Source organism: Chimaeribacter californicus (assembly GCF_002858675.1).
In the GTDB taxonomy this organism is placed as follows: Bacteria; Pseudomonadota; Gammaproteobacteria; order Enterobacterales; family Enterobacteriaceae; genus Chimaeribacter; species Chimaeribacter californicus.
In genome coordinates this window covers 25548-42416 of the sequence record NZ_PJZF01000006.1, presented here as the reverse complement: position 1 = coordinate 42416, position 16869 = coordinate 25548, and the positions used below count along the sequence as shown (strand labels likewise).

The 16869-nt window shown below is 58.5% G+C and carries 16 protein-coding genes; 7 read left to right on the top strand and 9 right to left on the bottom strand.

The genetic code is table 11. The features are described 5' to 3' along the window. The first annotated feature begins 221 nt into the window (after window positions 1-221). Entirely contained in the window at window positions 222-866 is a 645-nt protein-coding gene (locus CYR55_RS09115) for a TetR/AcrR family transcriptional regulator (protein ID WP_101815832.1), read from the top strand. Between the two features lie 18 nt (window positions 867-884). Here CYR55_RS09115 and phoU read toward each other — a convergent pair whose 3' ends face one another. From phoU to pstS, 5 genes are all read right to left on the bottom strand, one after another. Further along, complete coding sequence (phoU, locus tag CYR55_RS09110) at window positions 885-1616, bottom strand: phosphate signaling complex protein PhoU (protein WP_101815831.1); 732 nt, start codon at window positions 1614-1616, stop codon at window positions 885-887. Between the two features lie 53 nt (window positions 1617-1669). Beyond that, window positions 1670-2446 (bottom strand): phosphate ABC transporter ATP-binding protein PstB, encoded by a 777-nt coding sequence (gene pstB, locus CYR55_RS09105; protein WP_101815830.1) that lies wholly within the window; start codon window positions 2444-2446, stop codon window positions 1670-1672. Window positions 2447-2510: 64 nt separating this feature from the next. Next, window positions 2511-3398 (bottom strand): phosphate ABC transporter permease PstA, encoded by an 888-nt coding sequence (gene pstA, locus CYR55_RS09100; RefSeq protein ID WP_101815829.1) that lies wholly within the window; start codon window positions 3396-3398, stop codon window positions 2511-2513. 1 nt (window position 3399) lies between these two features. Then, window positions 3400-4356 carry a phosphate ABC transporter permease PstC gene (gene pstC, locus CYR55_RS09095; protein WP_101815828.1) on the bottom strand — a complete coding sequence of 319 codons (957 nt, stop codon included), beginning with the start codon at window positions 4354-4356 and terminating at the stop codon, window positions 3400-3402. Window positions 4357-4436: 80 nt separating this feature from the next. Beyond that, window positions 4437-5477 (bottom strand): phosphate ABC transporter substrate-binding protein PstS, encoded by a 1041-nt coding sequence (pstS, locus tag CYR55_RS09090; protein ID WP_101815827.1) that lies wholly within the window; start codon window positions 5475-5477, stop codon window positions 4437-4439. Between the two features lie 513 nt (window positions 5478-5990). Here pstS and CYR55_RS09085 point away from each other — a divergent pair. The 5 genes from CYR55_RS09085 to CYR55_RS09065 are packed head-to-tail and all read left to right on the top strand — an operon-like array spanning window position 5991 to window position 11351. After that, on the top strand, window positions 5991-8387 hold the full coding sequence (locus tag CYR55_RS09085) for a DMSO/selenate family reductase complex A subunit (RefSeq protein ID WP_101815826.1): 2397 nt from the start codon (window positions 5991-5993) through the stop codon (window positions 8385-8387). Beyond that, window positions 8384-9013 (top strand): DMSO/selenate family reductase complex B subunit, encoded by a 630-nt coding sequence (locus CYR55_RS09080; RefSeq protein WP_101815825.1) that lies wholly within the window; start codon window positions 8384-8386, stop codon window positions 9011-9013. The genes CYR55_RS09085 and CYR55_RS09080 overlap by 4 nt, the downstream gene beginning before the upstream one ends. Next, on the top strand, window positions 9006-9860 hold the full coding sequence (locus tag CYR55_RS09075; protein WP_101815824.1) for a dimethyl sulfoxide reductase anchor subunit family protein: 855 nt from the start codon (window positions 9006-9008) through the stop codon (window positions 9858-9860). The genes CYR55_RS09080 and CYR55_RS09075 overlap by 8 nt, the downstream gene beginning before the upstream one ends. A 10-nt stretch (window positions 9861-9870) precedes the next feature. Continuing rightward, on the top strand, window positions 9871-10740 hold the full coding sequence (locus CYR55_RS09070; protein ID WP_165699559.1) for a 4Fe-4S binding protein: 870 nt from the start codon (window positions 9871-9873) through the stop codon (window positions 10738-10740). 11 nt (window positions 10741-10751) lie between these two features. After that, window positions 10752-11351, top strand: a complete 600-nt coding sequence (locus CYR55_RS09065) for a molecular chaperone TorD family protein (protein WP_241522116.1) — start codon at window positions 10752-10754, stop codon at window positions 11349-11351. 162 nt (window positions 11352-11513) lie between these two features. Here CYR55_RS09065 and CYR55_RS09060 read toward each other — a convergent pair whose 3' ends face one another. From CYR55_RS09060 to CYR55_RS09050, 3 genes are read right to left on the bottom strand one after another with little or no spacing between them, the layout of a single operon-like run. Then, complete coding sequence (locus tag CYR55_RS09060) at window positions 11514-12350, bottom strand: alpha/beta fold hydrolase (protein WP_101815822.1); 837 nt, start codon at window positions 12348-12350, stop codon at window positions 11514-11516. Window positions 12351-12409: 59 nt separating this feature from the next. Beyond that, the gene (locus CYR55_RS09055) at window positions 12410-12952 is read right to left on the bottom strand and encodes a carboxymuconolactone decarboxylase family protein (protein ID WP_101815821.1); all 543 of its coding nucleotides are present in this window, start codon (window positions 12950-12952) and stop codon (window positions 12410-12412) included. Between the two features lie 44 nt (window positions 12953-12996). Continuing rightward, window positions 12997-13794: an SDR family NAD(P)-dependent oxidoreductase gene (locus CYR55_RS09050; protein WP_101815820.1), complete on the bottom strand. Its 798-nt coding sequence runs from the start codon at window positions 13792-13794 to the stop codon at window positions 12997-12999. 193 nt (window positions 13795-13987) lie between these two features. Between CYR55_RS09050 and CYR55_RS09045 the strand changes: the two genes are divergently transcribed. After that, window positions 13988-14941: a GlxA family transcriptional regulator gene (locus tag CYR55_RS09045; RefSeq protein ID WP_101815819.1), complete on the top strand. Its 954-nt coding sequence runs from the start codon at window positions 13988-13990 to the stop codon at window positions 14939-14941. 76 nt (window positions 14942-15017) lie between these two features. On the opposite strand, the gene glmS is transcribed toward CYR55_RS09045, so the two are convergent. After that, on the bottom strand, window positions 15018-16847 hold the full coding sequence (gene glmS, locus CYR55_RS09040) for a glutamine--fructose-6-phosphate transaminase (isomerizing) (protein WP_101815818.1): 1830 nt from the start codon (window positions 16845-16847) through the stop codon (window positions 15018-15020). Between the last annotated feature and the right edge of the window lie 22 nt (window positions 16848-16869).

Here is a 16869-nt window from a genome sequence, read left to right as displayed (position 1 = left end):
CAACAAAAATCGGCTTACCGGCATCAGGGGGAAGGGCCGCAGAACCTGCGGAAACCGGCAGCATATGCGTTAAGTTTTGAACCAGGAGGTTCATTTAGTCAAGGCGGGGAGGCGTAACAGGCCGTTTCAATTGTATCGCCGGGGCGCAATTGTATCGCCACGGCAGAATCGCTACTCTTGCCCCTGCAAGTTAATCCCCTGCTTGATGTAAGGAGCCTGTTCTGAGCAGCCAAGAGATACCGTCCACCGGGCGGAAAAACGATCCGGTCGGCCTGAAAAAGCGGATTTTTGACAGCGCGCTGGCGGAGTTTGCCGAGTCGGGCCTGAATGGCGCACGCATGGAGAAGATTGCTGAACATGCCGATACCACCAAACGGATGGTGGTATATCACTTCAGGAATAAAGAGGCGCTCTACATCAGCGTGCTGGAGCACGTCTACGGCCAGATCCGCCGCCATGAGATGAGCCTGAACCTGGCCGCGCTGCCGCCGGCCGAGGCGCTGGTGAAGCTGGTGGAAGCCAGTTTTAACTTCCATGTGCAGAATGCTGACTTTATCCGGGTGATCTGCATGGAGAACATGATGCGTGGGCGCTATATCCGCCAGTCCACACAGATCAAAACGCTGAACCGCAGCGCGCTCACGGTGCTGGAGGATATTTTAAGCCGCGGCAAACAGGGTGGGTTGTTCCGGGCGGACGTGGCCGCGCGCGATGTGCACCGGCTGATCAGCAGCATGAGTTTCCATCAGGCTGCCAACCAGTACACCTTCGACACGCTGTTTGAAGGGAATTCCCAGGATGAAAGCTATATCGCCCACTTCCGCCAGATGGCGGTACAGGTGACGCTGCGCTTTGTCACGCTGTAAGGCCCGCGGCGGTCAGGGTCAGGACGGCGAGTTGTCCTTGTCGCCCGCCAGCAGCACATCCAGCGCATCGCCGCCGAGGTGGCGGAAATCCTGCCCTTTCACGAAGTAGAAGATAAATTCGCAGATGTTCTGGCAGCGGTCGCCAATCCGCTCAATTGAGCGGGCGCAGAACAGCGCGGTCAGCACGCTGGGAATGGTGCGGGAATCCTCCATCATGTAGGTCATCAGCTGGCGCACAATGCCTTCATACTCCTGGTCGACCTTTTTGTCTTCGCGGTAAATCCGCACGGCTTCATCCAGATCCATACGCGCAAAGGCATCCAGCACATCATGCAGCATCTGCACCGTGTGGCGGCCCAATGACTCCAGGCTCACCAGCAGGGGCTGGTGCTGGTGGGAAAACTTCTCCAGCGCGGTACGGCAGATTTTATCCGCCACATCCCCGATGCGCTCCAGCTCAGAGATGGTTTTGATGATCGCCATCACCAGCCGCAAATCACTGGCGGTGGGCTGGCGTTTGGCGATGATGCGCACACAGGCCTCATCGATCGCCACTTCCATCATGTTGACCTTGCGGTCGCCCTCGATCACCTGGGTGGCGAGATCGGCGTCCTGATTGTGCATGGCGGTAATGGCGTCAGTGAGTTGCTGCTCCACCAGCCCGCCCATGGTTAATACCTGGGTACGGATATGCTCCAGCTCGGCATTGAACTGGCCGGAGATGTGTTTATTTAAATTCAGATTGTCCATGTGCTTATCCTATTGGCGCTGTCAGCGGATGCGTTGCCGTACCCACGGCGGGATCAACCGTAACGGCCGGTAATGTAGTCTTCGGTCTGTTTCTGAGCCGGCGAGGTAAACAGGGTATCCGTATCACTGAATTCGATCAGCTCACCCAGATACATAAACGCCGTGTGATCGGAGCAGCGTGCCGCCTGCTGCATATTGTGCGTCACGATCACCACGGTGTAATCCTGTTTCAGCTCCGTAATCAGCTCCTCGATTTTCCCGGTGGAGATCGGGTCAAGGGCTGAACAGGGTTCATCCAGCAGCAGCACTTCCGGGCGGATAGCGATGCCGCGCGCGATGCAGAGGCGCTGCTGCTGGCCGCCGGAGAGGCTGTAGCCGCTCTGGTGCAGCTTGTCTTTGGACTCATTCCACAGCGCGGCCTTGGTCAGCGCCCACTGCACGCGCTCATCCATGTCTGCGCGGGAAAGGTTCTCAAACAGCTTCACGCCAAAGGCGATGTTGTCATAAATCGACATCGGGAACGGCGTCGGCTTCTGGAACACCATGCCAACTTTGGCCCGCAACAGGGCGATGTCCTGTTTGTCGGTCAGGATATTTTCGCCATCCAGCAAAATATCCCCTTTTGCCACCTGCTCCGGGTAGAGCTGGTACATCTTGTTGAAGGTGCGCAGCAGGGTCGATTTCCCGCAGCCCGACGGGCCGATAAAGGCCGTTACCTTGTTTTTGGCAATATCCAGCGAGATATTTTTCAGCGCGTGGAATTTGCCGTAATAGAAGTTAAGGTCGCGGACCTTGATTTTGCTCGCAATGGTGTCAGTTGCCATACTCATCACTTTGTCTCTCAGTTTGCCGGCGCGGCCTTCAGGAAGCCCCGCCGGGCGATACGGTGGCCAATCACTGTTTCTTTTTGGCAAAAATGATGCGCGCCACGATGTTCAGCAGCAGAACGCACAGGGTAATCAGCAAGACACCGGCCCACGCCAGCTGTTGCCACTCTGCAAACGGGCTCATCGCAAATTTGAAAATGGTCACCGGCAGGTTAGCGATCGGCTGCATCAGGTCGGTGCTCCAGAACTGGTTGGAGAGCGACGTAAACAGCAGCGGCGCGGTCTCCCCGGCAATACGGGCAATCGCCAGCAGCACCCCGGTGATAATCCCGGAGACGGACGCCTTCACGGTGATGGCCGAGATCATTTTCCATTTCGGGGTGCCCAGCGCATACGCCGCTTCGCGCAGGCTGTCCGGCACCAGTTTCAGCATGTTTTCAGTGGTGCGGATCACAATCGGGATCTGCAACAGCCCCAGCGCCATCACGCCGGCCCAGCCGGAGAAGTGGCCCATCTGTGCCACCACCAGCGTGTAGACAAACAGCCCGACCACAATAGAGGGCGCGGAGAGCAGAATGTCGTTGATGAAGCGGATCACCTCTGCCAGCCAGGATTTGCGGCCATATTCCGCCAGGTAGATCCCGGCCAGGATGCCGAGCGGCGTCCCGACCAGCGTCGCCCAGAGGATCAGCATCCCGCTGCCTAAAATGGCGTTCAACAAGCCGCCGCTGGCGGTGTTCGGTGGCGGGGTCATCTCGGTGAACAGCGCCAGCGACATGCCGTCAAACCCTTTGGTCACGGTGGTCAGCAGGATCCAGCAGAGCCAGAACAGCCCGAACGCCATGGTCGCCATCGACAGGCACAGCGCCAGGCGGTTCTTCTGCCGCCGCCAGGCCTGTTTTTTGCGGCGTGATTCACGCAGCGCCGCGGTTTGTTGCATATCCATCGTCGTCATCTCAGCGGCCCTCGTTTTTCGCCAGGCGCATCACCATCAGCTTCGACAGTGCCAGGACGATAAAGGTAATCACGAACAGAATCAGGCCCAGCTCCATCAGCGCCGCGGTATGCACGCCGGACTCCGCTTCGGCGAATTCGTTGGCCAGTGCGGAAGTGATACTGTTGCCCGGCATGTAAAGCGACGGGCTGTCGAGCTGGTAGGTATTACCGATGATAAAGGTCACCGCCATGGTTTCGCCCAATGCGCGCCCCAGCCCCAGCATCACGCCGCCGATCACGCCGTTTTTGGTGAAGGGCAGCACAATGCGCCAGATCACTTCCCAGGTGGTGCAGCCGATGCCGTAGGCGGACTCTTTCATCATCACCGGCGTCTGTTCGAAGACGTCACGCATAACGGCCGCGATATAAGGGATGATCATAATGGCGAGGATCACCCCGGCCGCCAGGATACCGATGCCGAATGCCGGGCCGGAGAACAGCTCACCGACAATCGGAATACCGGAGAGCACGTCGCCGACCGGCTGTTGGAAGTAGGTAGCGAACAGCGGGGCGAACACAAACAGCCCCCACATGCCGTACACGATACTCGGGATGGCCGCCAGCAGCTCAATCGCCACGCCCAGCGGGCGTTTCAGCCAGTTCGGTGCCAGTTCAGTCAGGAACAGCGCAATGCCGAAACTCACCGGTACCGCAATAATCAGGGCGATCAGGGAGGTCACAATGGTGCCGTAGATCGGTACCAGTGCGCCGAACTGCTCGGCGGGCGCGTCCCACTCTTTCGTCCACAGGAAGGAGAACCCGAATTTCTGCATACTCGGCCAGGACGCCACAATCAGGGAGACGATAATCCCGCCCAGCAGAAATAGGGTAATCAGCGCGGCCAGTTTAACCAGCGCGCTGAAAAGATAGTCACCGTGCTTGCCCGGTGGTTTGATAGCCGGCTTGTACTCAGCCATACGACACTCTTCTCGTTAACGATACTGCCCGGCCGGAGCCGGGCTTGATAACCCGGCAGCGCCGGGTCGCGGCAAACGGATCAGAACAGGGATTTTCCGTTGCTGTCTTTGATGTTCTCTTTCCAGGACGCACGGATTTGCGTGACCACCGCGTCAGGCAGGGTGGCGTAATCCAGATCGTTGGCGACCTGATTACCGTTTTTGTACGCCCAGTCAAAGAACTTCAGCACTTCAGCACCTTTCTGGGCGTTCGGCTGGTTCTTGTAGATCAGGATGAAGGTGGTGGACGTGATCGGCCATGCGTCACCGCCTTTCTGGTTGGTCAGGTCCTGCGCGAAGGATTTGGTCCAGTCTGCGCCTTTCGCCGCGGCACTGAAGGCCTCTTCCGTCGGGCTGACTGCCTGGCCGTCGGCGTTCACCAGTTTGGTGTAGGCCAGATTGTTCTGTTTGGCGTAGGCGTATTCTACGTAGCCGATTGACCCCGGCAGACGCTGCACGAAAGCGGCGACGCCGTCGTTGCCTTTACCGCCCAGACCAGCCGGCCAGTTAACGGTGTTGCCCGCGCCCACTTTCTCTTTCCAGGTCGCATTGACTTTCGCCAGGTAGCTGGTGAAGACGAAGGAGGTACCGGAGCCGTCCGCGCGGCGAACCACGGCGATGTTCTGATCCGGCAGTTTTACGCCCGGGTTCAGCTTAACGATGGCCGGGTCATTCCACTTTTTGATGTTCCCCAGGTAGATGTCACCCAGTGTCTGGCCGTCCAGCGTCAGCTCACCGGATTTCACGCCCGGCAGGTTAACCGCCAGCACCACACCGCCGATCACGGTCGGGAACTGGAACAGGCCGTTGCTGTTGAGCTTGTCTTCTGCCATTGGGGCGTCAGACGCGCCGAAGTCCACGGTTTTGGCGATGATCTGTTTCACGCCGCCGGAGGAGCCGATCCCCTGATAGTTGACCTGATTCCCGGTCTCTTTCTGATAGCTGTCCGCCCATTTGGCATAAACCGGCGCCGGGAAGGTGCCGCCGGCACCGGTGAGGCTGGCGGCGGCAAATGCTGACATCGTGGTTAACGAAAAGGTGGCTGCCACAATACCGGCGACGGTGGTACGCATCAGTTTCATAATTTCTCCTGGGGGAAATGGCACTCCGGCTTAAGCCGTTTTTTGAGTATGTGAATTGCTGCTGATGGCAAAATAGGACAGTTTGGTGACAGTAAAATGTAGTTAATATGACAGTTTTATGACATCCCAGACACAGGGTTCTCTGCCCCCTGAGTGGCGGATCAAATAGGGAGCGGATTACCTGCTTTATGGGCGTTATTACGGGGAAAAGTAATAAATTTACGCTATTCCATAAAGGATACAGGGCTAATTGATTTCTCACTTTATTAAGCAAATAAAATATAAAACGGCCTGATTACTCCGGCCCCAGGGATGGCAATTTCTATTGCCCGTCCCGGTTAAATTATTCATCATATAAATATATAACTTAATAATATCACTATAAAATATCTCTCTCCTCCCTGCCCCTGCTTTATTTCCCGCTATTCCCTGCTTACCGTCATTATATTGACGTTCATCATAGTGAGCGCCCATGGGGCTTTATAGGCTCTTTCCTTTTTTTGGATAGAGCCTATGTCAACGCGAAAAATTCCCGGATCCGATCCGGCCCCTCTGGGTGGCCCGTCGCTGAGCCGACGGCAGTTTGTTCAGGCCGGCAGTGCCCTGATGGCGGTGCCTTTTCTTGCCGGGCGCAGCGTCTCTGCTGAGGCAATTAATACCGCTGCCCCCTCCCCGGCGGTGCCTGCGGCGCAGATCGTACCGACCTGCAGCACCTTTGACTGCGGCGGCAAATGTGACATCCGCGCCCATGTTGAACAGGGCATGGTGACGCGCATCTCCACCCGCCCGGACAGCGCACTGGACCCGCAGATGCCGATTATGCGCGCCTGCGTGCGCGGCCGCGGCTACCGGAAATTTGTTTACCACCCGGATCGGCTGAAATACCCGATGAAACGGGTCGGCAAACGGGGCGAAGGCAAGTTTGAGCGCATCAGCTGGGACGAAGCCACCACAATGATCGCCGATAACCTGACGCGCATCACTGCCCAATATGGCCCGGCGGCGCGTTTCGCCCATACCAATACCGCCGTCAGCGGCGGCACCTTCTCCGGCGACAAAATGCTGCGCCGCCTGTTTAACCTGACCGGCGGTTATCTGGAGCACTACCACTCCGTCAGCATGGGCAACACCGCCGCAGCCACGCCTTATACCTACGGCACCGCCGCCAGCGGCAGCACCCTGGACACGCTGGCCGATACCAAACTGGTGATCCTCTGGGGACATAACCCCAATGAAACGGTGTTCGGCCACACCAACCACTACTACCAGCAGATGAAAGCCAACGGCACACGCTTTGTGGTGGTTGACCCGCGCTACTCCGACACCGCCGCCTCGCTGGCTGACGAGTGGATCCCGCTGCTGCCGACCACCGACAACGCCCTGATGGACGCGATGATGTACGTCATCATCAGCGAAAACCTGCACGACCGCGCATTCATTGACCGCTACACCCTCGGCTTTGATGAGGCGTCCATGCCTGAGGGCGTGCCGCCGAATGAGTCGCTGGTGGCTTACCTGTTCGGACTGAAAGATGGCATCGAAAAAACGCCGCAATGGGCGGAAAAAATTACACGCGTCCCAGCGCAGACAATTCTTCAGCTTGCGCGCGATTACGCCACCACCAAACCCGCTGCCCTGATCCAGGGATGGGGGCCGCAGCGCCATAACAGCGGTGAACGCGCGGCGCGTGGCTCCACCCTGCTGGCGTCAATCACCGGCAATGTCGGCGTACGCGGCGGCTGGGCGGCCGGTTATGGCGGCATCGGCAACCGTAAATTCATGACCGGCCCGGAGTGCCCGGACAACCCGGTAGCGGCCAAAATTTCCATCATGAACTGGGTGCAGGCTGCGGATGACGCCACAAAAATCACGCCGGAAATGGGGCTGAAAGGCGCGGATCGGCTACAGAGCAACATCCGCATCCTGTTCTCACTCGGCAGTAACTACCTGGCGAACCAGAACCCGGATCTGTTGCAGGCGGTAAGCGTGCTGGAAGATGAGTCGCGTATTGAATTTATCGTCGCCAGCGATCTCTACCTGACCCCCAGCGCACGCTATGCTGACCTGTTGCTGCCGGAAACCAGCTTTATGGAGCGCTGGAATATTGGCGAAACCTGGGGTACCGGCAACTATGTCATCCTTTCTGAGAAGCTGATTGAACCGGACTTTGAGCGCCGCTCTGATTATGAGTGGCTGCGCGAGGTGGCGGCAAAACTTGGCGTCGAACCGCAGTTCAGTGAAGGCCGCTCGGAAAAAGCGTGGATCGCCCACATTGTCGAGACCACCCGCCAGGCGATGCCGGACGAGAATTTCCCGACCTTCGAAGAGCTTTGCGTTAAGCGGCAACATCTGTTCAAAGGCGCGCCGCATATCGCGTTTGAGAAAAATATCAACGACCCGGCCAATAACCCGTTCCCGACGCCGTCCGGCAAAATTGAGCTGTTCTCCAAACGGCTGTATGAGATGCAGCACCCGGAAATCCCCGCCCTCTCCCACTATGTGCCTGCCCATGAGGGGCCGGAAGATGCGTTACGTCAACGCTACCCATTGCAGCTGATCACCTGGAAAGGGAAAAACCGCGCCAACTCGACCCAATACCCGAACCCGTGGATGCAGGAAGTGCAGGAGCAGGTGCTGTGGATTAACCCGCAGGATGCCGGACGCCGCGGTATCCGGCAGGGCGACACTATCCGCATCTTTAACGATCGCGGCGTGATGGCGATTCCGGCCCACCTGACCGCGCGCATTATGCCCGGCGTGGTGGCGCTTCAGGCCGGGGCCTGGTGGCAACCGGATGAACACGGCGTGGATCGCGGCGGCTGCCCAAATGTCTTGACCTCGGCCCGCATCACCCCACTGGCAAAAGGCAACTCCCACCAGACGCTGTTGGTTGAGGTAAGCAAAGCATGAGTGCATTTCAGGAATTCCCGCCGGTCAGCGATCGGCAATTAGGCTTTTTTATCGACTCCTCGCGCTGCTCCGGCTGCAAAGCCTGCCAGGTCGCCTGTAAGGATAAAAACAACCTCGAAGTCGGGCGGCGCTTCCGCCGGGTGTATGAGGTGCAGGGCGGCGGCTTTATCCCGACCGGTAACGGCGGGCTGCGCAATAACGTCTTCGCTTACACCCTGTCGATTTCATGCAACCACTGCAGCGACCCGGTCTGCACCAAAAACTGCCCCACCACGGCGATGCACAAACGCCCCGGTGACGGCATTGTCCGGGTCAACACCGATAAGTGCGTGGGCTGCGGCTATTGCGCCTGGTCCTGCCCTTACGGTGCGCCCCAGCTCAATACCGAAACCGGGCAGATGTCGAAGTGCGATTTCTGCATCGATCTGCAAGCCAATGGCGAGGTGCCGGTCTGTGTGGCGACCTGCCCGCTGGGCGCCATTAAATTCGGCCCGATTGATGAACTGCGCGCTAAGTACGGCACGCTGAGTGACGTTAAGGGCCTGCCTGACTCCACGCTGACCCGGCCCAATCTGGTGGTCAGGGCGCATCAGGGCGCACAACAAGAGGTAAATAACGATGAATGAGTGGCCGTTACTGGTATTTACCCTGCTGGTGCAGGCATCGATAGGGATGGCGCTGATCGGCGCGCTGGGCGGCTACTGGCTGCGCCGGGCGCTCACCACAGAGCAGTGCTTTCTGGCGCTGCGCCCGCTGTTGCTGCTCGCCCCTATGCTGGCGGCTGGCGGGCTGTTGGTCTCGGTGGCGCACCTTGGTTATCCGCTGAATGCGTTCCATGCGCTGCGTCATGTGGCCAGTTCGTGGCTGAGCCGGGAGATTCTGCTGGCCAGCCTCTACCTCGGCATCGTGGGCCTGGTTGCCCTGCTGGCGTTGCTGACCCGCCGGGTTTATCCGTCACTGCTGCTGCTGGGCGGGCTGGTGGGACTGGCGGATGTGGGCTGTATGGCCGGCATTTACATCAACAGCGCCGTGGTGACCTGGATGCACCTGAATACCGCCGTCGCATTTTACGGCACGGTGTTTACGCTGGGCGTGATGCTGGGTGTGGTCACGCTGTGCCGGGGGCCGGTCAGCCAGCCGCTGATGCAGCGTCTGTTACTCACCGCCCTGCTGAGCTGTGTTGCAACGGCGGCAGCCCACTGGCTGGTGACGCCCGGCTACCTGGATTTTCTGGCACAGGCCGCCCGGCCGGTCACGCTGCCGTTTGATGCGGTGGCCGCGTTCCTGCGCAGCGAACCGTTGCGGATGGCCAGCGCAGCCCTGCTGATGGCAGCGATCGCGCTGATGGTGCTGTTGCTCTACCCGACCCGTCAGCGCGTTACTGTTCTGTACCGCAGCGGCATTGCGGTTGCCGCGTTGCTGGTGCTGCTGGCGCAAACCGGCAGCCGTTATGCCTTCTTTATACTTCACTGATATGCGTATCTTGCCTTTCATCTCTCCGCTGATGCCGCCCGGCATCAGCGGCCATTGCATCCGCAATAAAACCCAGAACGGCGGTTGTTCCGCCTGCGCGACAGCCTGCCAGACCGGTGCGATCTCTCTAGCAGCACGCCAGCCGGTGCTGGATGTGGAAAAGTGCCTGGGCTGTGGCGATTGTTTGTTCGCTTGCCCCGCTGATGCCATTGACTCCCTATCCCCAATAGAGAGGAAATACCAGGACAACACCCTGTCCGGCAAGGGGAATCGCTTTGTGCCCTCGGTGAACGAGTTACTGATGTGGCATGCATTACGTGGGATCCGGCGGGTCTCGCTCGATCGTGGTAACACCGCCTGGCAGGCTGCGGTGGTCGCGCTGAATTGTGTGCTTGCCCGCATTGGTGAGCCGATCTGGCAGATCGTTCACCCTGACGGTGAACAGGTCGATCATTCCCGCCGCCGCTGGCTCGGCCGCCCTTTTAACCAGGATCAATCTTCCGGCCGTATGCCTGCCGGTCAGCGGGCCGTACGCGCGGCCTTCCCGGCGATCAGCTGGTTCCAGGTGTCGGTTGATACCGAGGGCTGTACGCTGTGTGGTGCCTGTAGCCGCCTCTGCCCGGAGCAGGCGGTTACGCTTACCGGTACCCATCTTCAGATTGATGCTGCCCGCTGTACCGGCTGCCTGGCCTGCGAGGGCGTCTGCTTTCCCCGGGCGATCCATATAAAGCCGTGGGCGGCATCTGCTCATCCGCGCCTGCTGCCGGTAACGGCCTGCCAGTGCCGGGATTGCCGCACGGCCTTTGTCAGCTTTTCCGCCGATGAGACACGCTGCCCGCTCTGCCGTCGACATACACACGGTATGCGCGCCTTAACCTGATGAGATATCCCATGCGTATTGAATTACCGACGCTTTCCCGGCAGCTGAACCTGCTGGGCTGCGGCTTTCGTTTACCGCCCGACCACCCTGATATGGCCGGAGTGCTGGATCTGTTCGCCTCGCCAGACTGGGCCGCACATTGGCCGGGCGTTGCTGATGCCGACCTGTCGCGGTTGGCTGTACAGCTTATTCCGGCGGATCGTCATACAATCGCACTCGCCTGGCAGCGCCTGTTTGCCGGGCCGGGCGCGCAGCCTGCGCCGCCGTGGGGATCGGTCTACCTCGACCCGGAACACGTGCTGCGCGGCTGCTCCACGGTGGCCCTCAGCCACTTTCTGCAACGTGAACACCTGCAACTGCATACGGAGTCACCGGAGCCGCCCGACCATCTGGGGCTGATACTGTTTCAGGCGGCTGTACTGGCGGCAGAAGGGCGTGAGGCAGCGTTAATTACGTTGCTGGAAGATCACCTGCTGAGTTGGTTGCCGCTGTTCGTCCACCCGCTCGAACAGGCTGAACAGCGGGGTTTTTATCCGGCGCTGGCCGGGTTAACGCTGCTGACCGTACAGGGTGCCGTGGCCGCCCTGAAAAACCGGCCGGAACCGGTATAGAGGGCCGATCACCGTTATCCTTACCAGACGTCAGGCTTTAGGGAGGAAGTATGGCCTGGCATGCCGCATCGCCTGCACCTTCTTGTGGAGGAAGGCATAAAAAAATCCGCGATGCCGGTTGAACAGCATCGCGGATTTTTCATTCACTTTCTCTGTATGGCATTAAGAACGAATGAAGGCGAGCAGATCAGCGTTGATCACCTCGGCATGGGTCGTATGCATACCGTGCGGATAACCGGCATACACTTTAAGCGTGCTGTCAGGCAGTAATTTATCCTGAAGTAACGACGCCACTTTATAAGGCACCACCTGATCGTCGTCACCCTGCATGACCAGCGTCGGCACGGTGATTGCCTGTAAATCTTCCGTCTGATCGGTTTCGGAAAACGCTTTGATGCCTTCATAATGCGCCTTGGCACCGCCCATCATGCCTTGCCGCCACCAGTTTTGAATGGTGCCCTGGGAAACCTGCGCGCCTTCCCGGTTAAAGCCATAAAATGGCCCGGCCGCGACATCAAGATAGAACTGGGCACGGTTGGCGGCCAGCGCTGCACGGAAGCCATCAAATACTTCACGCGGCGTGCCGTCAGGGTTGTTTTCCGTTTTCACCATCAGGGGCGGAACCGCGCTGATCAGCACCGCTTTCGCCACACGCCCCTGTGGCTGCCCATGTCTGGCGACATAACGGGCCACCTGGCCGCCGCCGGTGGAATGGCCAACATGTATCGCATTATAAAGATCCAGATGTTCAACCACTGCTGAAGCGTCGGCCGCATAATGATCCATGTCATGGCCGTCACTGACCTGATCCGAGCGGCCATGGCCGCGCCGGTCAATCGCGATCACCCGGAACCCCTCTGTCAGGAAGAACAGCATCTGGTTATCCCAGTCATCGGCGCTTAACGGCCAGCCATGGTGAAAAACAATGGGTTGCGCATCTTTTGCGCCCCAGTCTTTGAAGTAGATATTGACGCCATCTTTCGTCGTTACAAATGCCATAGCACAAACTCCTCATGTAATAGAAAAACAACGGGGGTTGTTATTAATACGTGTAGAGCCTAGAGGGCGTTAACAGCCGGAAAATCAACGTCGGTATCATTGACGCGGTTGAACATATTGGTAAACAGAATTGCCGTCACTACACCGATAGTTTCAACCACTTGCTGGTCAGTGAATCCCGCTGACCTAAAGGCATTAACATAGCCCGGTGCTACTGTGCCACGCGTAGTGACCAGAATCTGCACAAATTTAACCAGCGCATCAATTTTGGTATTTTCCTCAAAATATCCCTGGCGCAATTGCAGGGTCTGGGCTTCCGAGTAACCCGCTTTGCGGGCCAACGGTGTATGCGCCGCGAGGCAGTAATCACAGCCGCTCTCTTCACTGACAATGAGATTAATCGCTTCACGTTCACGCGCATTCAGGCTGCTTCTGGCCAGCGCGACGTTAAGTTGCAGCGTTTGGGCCAGAATATCGGGCGCGTGGCTGCCAATGGCTAAATAAGCATTAGGCACCCGGCCCATGACATTTTTAATATTGCCAAACACCTCAGCGGTTTTTCCGGTAGCTTCTTCTGCTGTGGGGGCAGGTAAACGGCTCATGTGATTCTCCATGTCATGCTATTGATAGGGTGGAAAAATTGGCGTCATTCAGCGGTGAGATAACGTGATGCCGGGCTGTTATGGGAGAAATCACTGATAATAGCCTGCCGCGCCTGCTCCCAGTTTTTCAGCCGGGTTTCATCGTGAAGAGAAGGAATCGTGATGAGCTCACCCTGCCGGAACCCGGCCAGCGCCGCATCGACCATATCCTGGGCATTCATCACGATTGCCGGATCAACCTTATCCAACGACAGCCCGCCGTTTTCCCAGAAAGGGGTGGCCGTGGCACTGGGTAAAACAGCCTGAACCTGAATCCCCTTTCCGGCCAATTCATGCTGTAAGGACTGGCTGAATGCCAGGACATACGCCTTACTGGCGCCGTAAACCCCATTCAGCACCTCAGGGGCGATGCCGACAATCGACGCGATGTTGATGATCGCCCCTTTACCGCGCGCAATAAACCCCGGTACCACGGCGTAGGTCAGGCGTGTCAGGGCCGTTATGTTGAGGTTGATCATGGCCGTCATCTTGTCCACGTTGCTCTCAACCAATGAGGTGTGGGTGCCAATCCCGGCGTTATTGACCAATAGCGTGATGCTGAGATCGTCGCGCAATTTCGCTTCCAATCCTGCCAGCGCATGCGGATCGCCCAGGTCAGCCACAACCACTTCCACATTCCGCCCGGTGTCGGTGGTGATATGGCCGGCCATTTGGTTTAGCCGGTTGTGATTGCGGGCAATAATAATCAGGTCATACCCCATCTTTGCCAGTTTGGCGGCATAAATCGCGCCCATCCCGGTGGATGCGCCGGTTACCACAGCCGTACCTTTAACGTCACTCATCGTGTTCACCTCTTGACTATATGTATTGGATGAACCCAGATTACGGGATGTCGGATGGCGAAAAATGACGCATAAGGGCGTCATTTCAGACATCCTGCCTCGTCGTTTTGGTCGGGGGTGAAGAGCAGCAGAGGCCAACGCATCCTATGCAGGGATGGGTTTAACGTTAACGTAACGCACGCCGGATGTTGATATGCACAAAGTAGGACTTTTGATTGCCGATCAGTTCCAGTCGCTGGCGCTGTCGACACTGAGCATTTTCGAGTTCGCGAATTTAGTCATTGCGGAGCCTTTCTATCAATGCACTGTTTACTCGGAGTCTGGCGGGCCGGTCTCCTCCTCTTATGGCATCAGCGTGGGGAGCCTGGCGCTGTCGGAGAACGTGGAAGCGGATACCTGGCTGGTGGGTGGGGTGCTGATGCCGGTGAAATTCCCGGCCACTGACGGCGTTATCCACTTTCTCCAGACGTCAGCACGGCGTGCGCGGCGGGTCGCGGGCATTTGTACCGGCGCATTCGTGCTGGCGCAGGCCGGGCTACTGGCGGAGCGGCGCGCCACCACGCACTGGGCCTATGCGCAGAGCATGAAAGCCCTGCACCCCACGGTAAAAACGGAAGATGACAGGATCTATATCATTGACGACCAGATCTGGACTTCCGCCGGTATGACGGCCGGGCTGGATATGGTGCTGGCGATGGTAGAAAAAGATCTGGGGGCAGAAGTCACCAGAAGTGTGGCGCAACGGATGGTAATGAATCAGCGGCGGGCCGGCGGGCAGCGGCAGCATTCAGAGCTGCTGGCGTATACCCCACAAAGCGACCGTTTGCAGACGGCGCTGGCATTCATCCGGAACAACCTCACTAAGACCCTGTCCGTTGAGCAGGTGGCTGATGCGGTTTACCTCAGTGCGAGGCAGCTCAACCGCTTATTTCTGGCGGAAACCGGAAAGTCACCCGCCCGGGCCATTGAAAGTATCCGGCTGGAAGCCGCCCGGCTGATGATTGAGAAAAGCCGCCTTTCGCTGGAGGTTATCGCCCGTGAAGCCGGGTTCAGGGATCGGCGGCATATGCGTGATGTTTTTATGCGCGGGTACGGCATTCCGCCGCAGGCTCTGCGAACCGGAAAAAGCGTAAATGTTGCCGGATGACCGCACGGGTACAGCAATGAAAAGCCCCGGTTCCGGTTTTACATAAAACCGAAACCGGGGCTAAGACGCGAGGGAATTACTCGACGGTGACCGATTTCGCCAGGTTACGCGGCTGGTCGACGTCGGTGCCTTTGATCAGCGCCACGTGGTATGCCAGCAACTGCAACGGCACGGTGTAGAAGATCGGGGCGACAATCTCTTCCACATGCGGCAGAGGGATAATCTTCATGCCTTCGCTGTCACTGAAACCGGCATCCTGATCGGCGAATACATAGAGCAGGCCGCCACGGGCGCGCACTTCCTCGATGTTGGATTTCAGCTTCTCCAGCAGCTCGTTATTCGGTGCGACCACAATCACCGGCATATCGGCATCAATCAGCGCCAGCGGGCCATGTTTCAATTCACCGGCGGCGTAGGCTTCCGCGTGGATGTAAGAGATCTCTTTCAGCTTCAGCGCCCCTTCCATCGCGATCGGGTATTGATCGCCACGGCCGAGGAACAGCGCGTGATGCTTATCGGAGAAGCCTTCAGCCAGCGGCTCGATCGACTTGTCCAGCGAGAGCATCTGCTCAATACGTGCCGGCAACGCCTGCAACGCATGAACAATCTCATGCTCGATGCTCTCGTTCATCCCTTTCAGGTGGCCCAGACGCGCCACCAGCATCAGCAGCACGGTTAACTGCGTGGTAAAAGCTTTGGTAGACGCCACGCCAATTTCGGTGCCCGCTTTGGTCATCAGCGCCAGATCGGACTCACGCACCAGTGAGGAGCCGGCCACGTTGCACACCGCCAGCGAACCGAGGTAGCCCAGCTCTTTGGAGAGGCGCAGCGCGGCCAGCGTATCGGCGGTTTCACCGGACTGGGAAAGCGTGATGATCAGGCTGCCCGGGCGCACCGCGGATTTGCGGTAGCGGAATTCGGAAGCGATCTCGACATCACAAGGCACGCCCGCCAGCGACTCAAACCAGTAACGCGCCACCATGCCGGAGTGGTAAGAGGTACCACAGGCGATGATCTGCACATGCTGCACGCGTGCCAGCATATCGTCGGCCTGCGGGCCAAGCTCGCTCAGGTCAATCTGCCCGTGGCTGAAACGACCGGCCAGGGTGTTTTTGATCGCCTGCGGCTGCTCGTAGATCTCTTTCTGCATATAGTGGCGATACGCGCCTTTGTCACCGGCATCGTACTGCACCTGGGATTCAATCTCCGGGCGCATGGCCGGGTTGCCCTGCTTGTCGAAAATGGTCACGCTGCGACGGGTCACTTCCACCACGTCGCCCTCTTCCAGGAACTGGAAGCGGCGGGTCACCGGCAGCAGGGCCAACTGGTCAGAGGCGATGAAGTTTTCGCCCATGCCGCGGCCAATCACCAGCGGGCTGCCGGAGCGGGCCGCCACCAGCACGCCCGGGTCACGGCTGTCCATGACGACGGTGCCGTAGGCCCCGCGCAGCTGGGGGATCACCCGCTGGACGACGTCCAGCAGCGAACCGCCCTGTTGCAGCTCCCAGTGCACCAGATGCGCAATCACTTCGGTGTCGGTTTCTGACACAAAGCGGTAGCCGCGTTCCATCAGGATTTCACGCAGCGGCTCATGGTTTTCAATAATGCCGTTGTGCACCACGCTGACGTACTCAGACACATGCGGGTGTGCATTCGCCTCAGAAGGCTCGCCGTGCGTTGCCCAACGGGTATGGGCGATGCCGGTGCCGCCGGTCAGCGGTTCAGCCTCTACCGCTTCCGCCAGCTTCTGGACTTTACCAACCCGGCGTACACGTGCCATATGGCCCTGGCTATCCACGACCGCCAGGCCCGCGGAGTCATAACCGCGATACTCCAGACGACGCAACCCTTCGATCAGGATCTCAGCAATATCACGTTGCGCTACTGCGCCAACAATTCCACACATGGATGTTAATTCCTATTAAGGC

Bases quoted from the DNA above. Each gene is read 5' to 3' on its own strand.
- CYR55_RS09050 (WP_101815820.1), bottom strand. From the start codon at position 13,794: ATGAGTGACGTTAAAGGTACGGCTGTGGTAACCGGCGCATCCACCGGG.
- CYR55_RS09075 (WP_101815824.1), top strand. From the start codon at position 9,006: ATGAATGAGTGGCCGTTACTGGTATTTACCCTGCTGGTGCAGGCATCG.
- phoU (WP_101815831.1), bottom strand. From the start codon at position 1,616: ATGGACAATCTGAATTTAAATAAACACATCTCCGGCCAGTTCAATGCC.
- pstA (WP_101815829.1), bottom strand. From the start codon at position 3,398: ATGACGACGATGGATATGCAACAAACCGCGGCGCTGCGTGAATCACGC.
- pstS (WP_101815827.1), bottom strand. From the start codon at position 5,477: ATGAAACTGATGCGTACCACCGTCGCCGGTATTGTGGCAGCCACCTTT.
- CYR55_RS09065 (WP_241522116.1), top strand. From the start codon at position 10,752: ATGCGTATTGAATTACCGACGCTTTCCCGGCAGCTGAACCTGCTGGGC.
- CYR55_RS09080 (WP_101815825.1), top strand. From the start codon at position 8,384: ATGAGTGCATTTCAGGAATTCCCGCCGGTCAGCGATCGGCAATTAGGC.
- CYR55_RS09085 (WP_101815826.1), top strand. From the start codon at position 5,991: ATGTCAACGCGAAAAATTCCCGGATCCGATCCGGCCCCTCTGGGTGGC.
- pstC (WP_101815828.1), bottom strand. From the start codon at position 4,356: ATGGCTGAGTACAAGCCGGCTATCAAACCACCGGGCAAGCACGGTGAC.
- pstB (WP_101815830.1), bottom strand. From the start codon at position 2,446: ATGAGTATGGCAACTGACACCATTGCGAGCAAAATCAAGGTCCGCGAC.
- glmS (WP_101815818.1), bottom strand. From the start codon at position 16,847: ATGTGTGGAATTGTTGGCGCAGTAGCGCAACGTGATATTGCTGAGATC.
- CYR55_RS09060 (WP_101815822.1), bottom strand. From the start codon at position 12,350: ATGGCATTTGTAACGACGAAAGATGGCGTCAATATCTACTTCAAAGAC.
- CYR55_RS09045 (WP_101815819.1), top strand. From the start codon at position 13,988: ATGCACAAAGTAGGACTTTTGATTGCCGATCAGTTCCAGTCGCTGGCG.
- CYR55_RS09055 (WP_101815821.1), bottom strand. From the start codon at position 12,952: ATGAGCCGTTTACCTGCCCCCACAGCAGAAGAAGCTACCGGAAAAACC.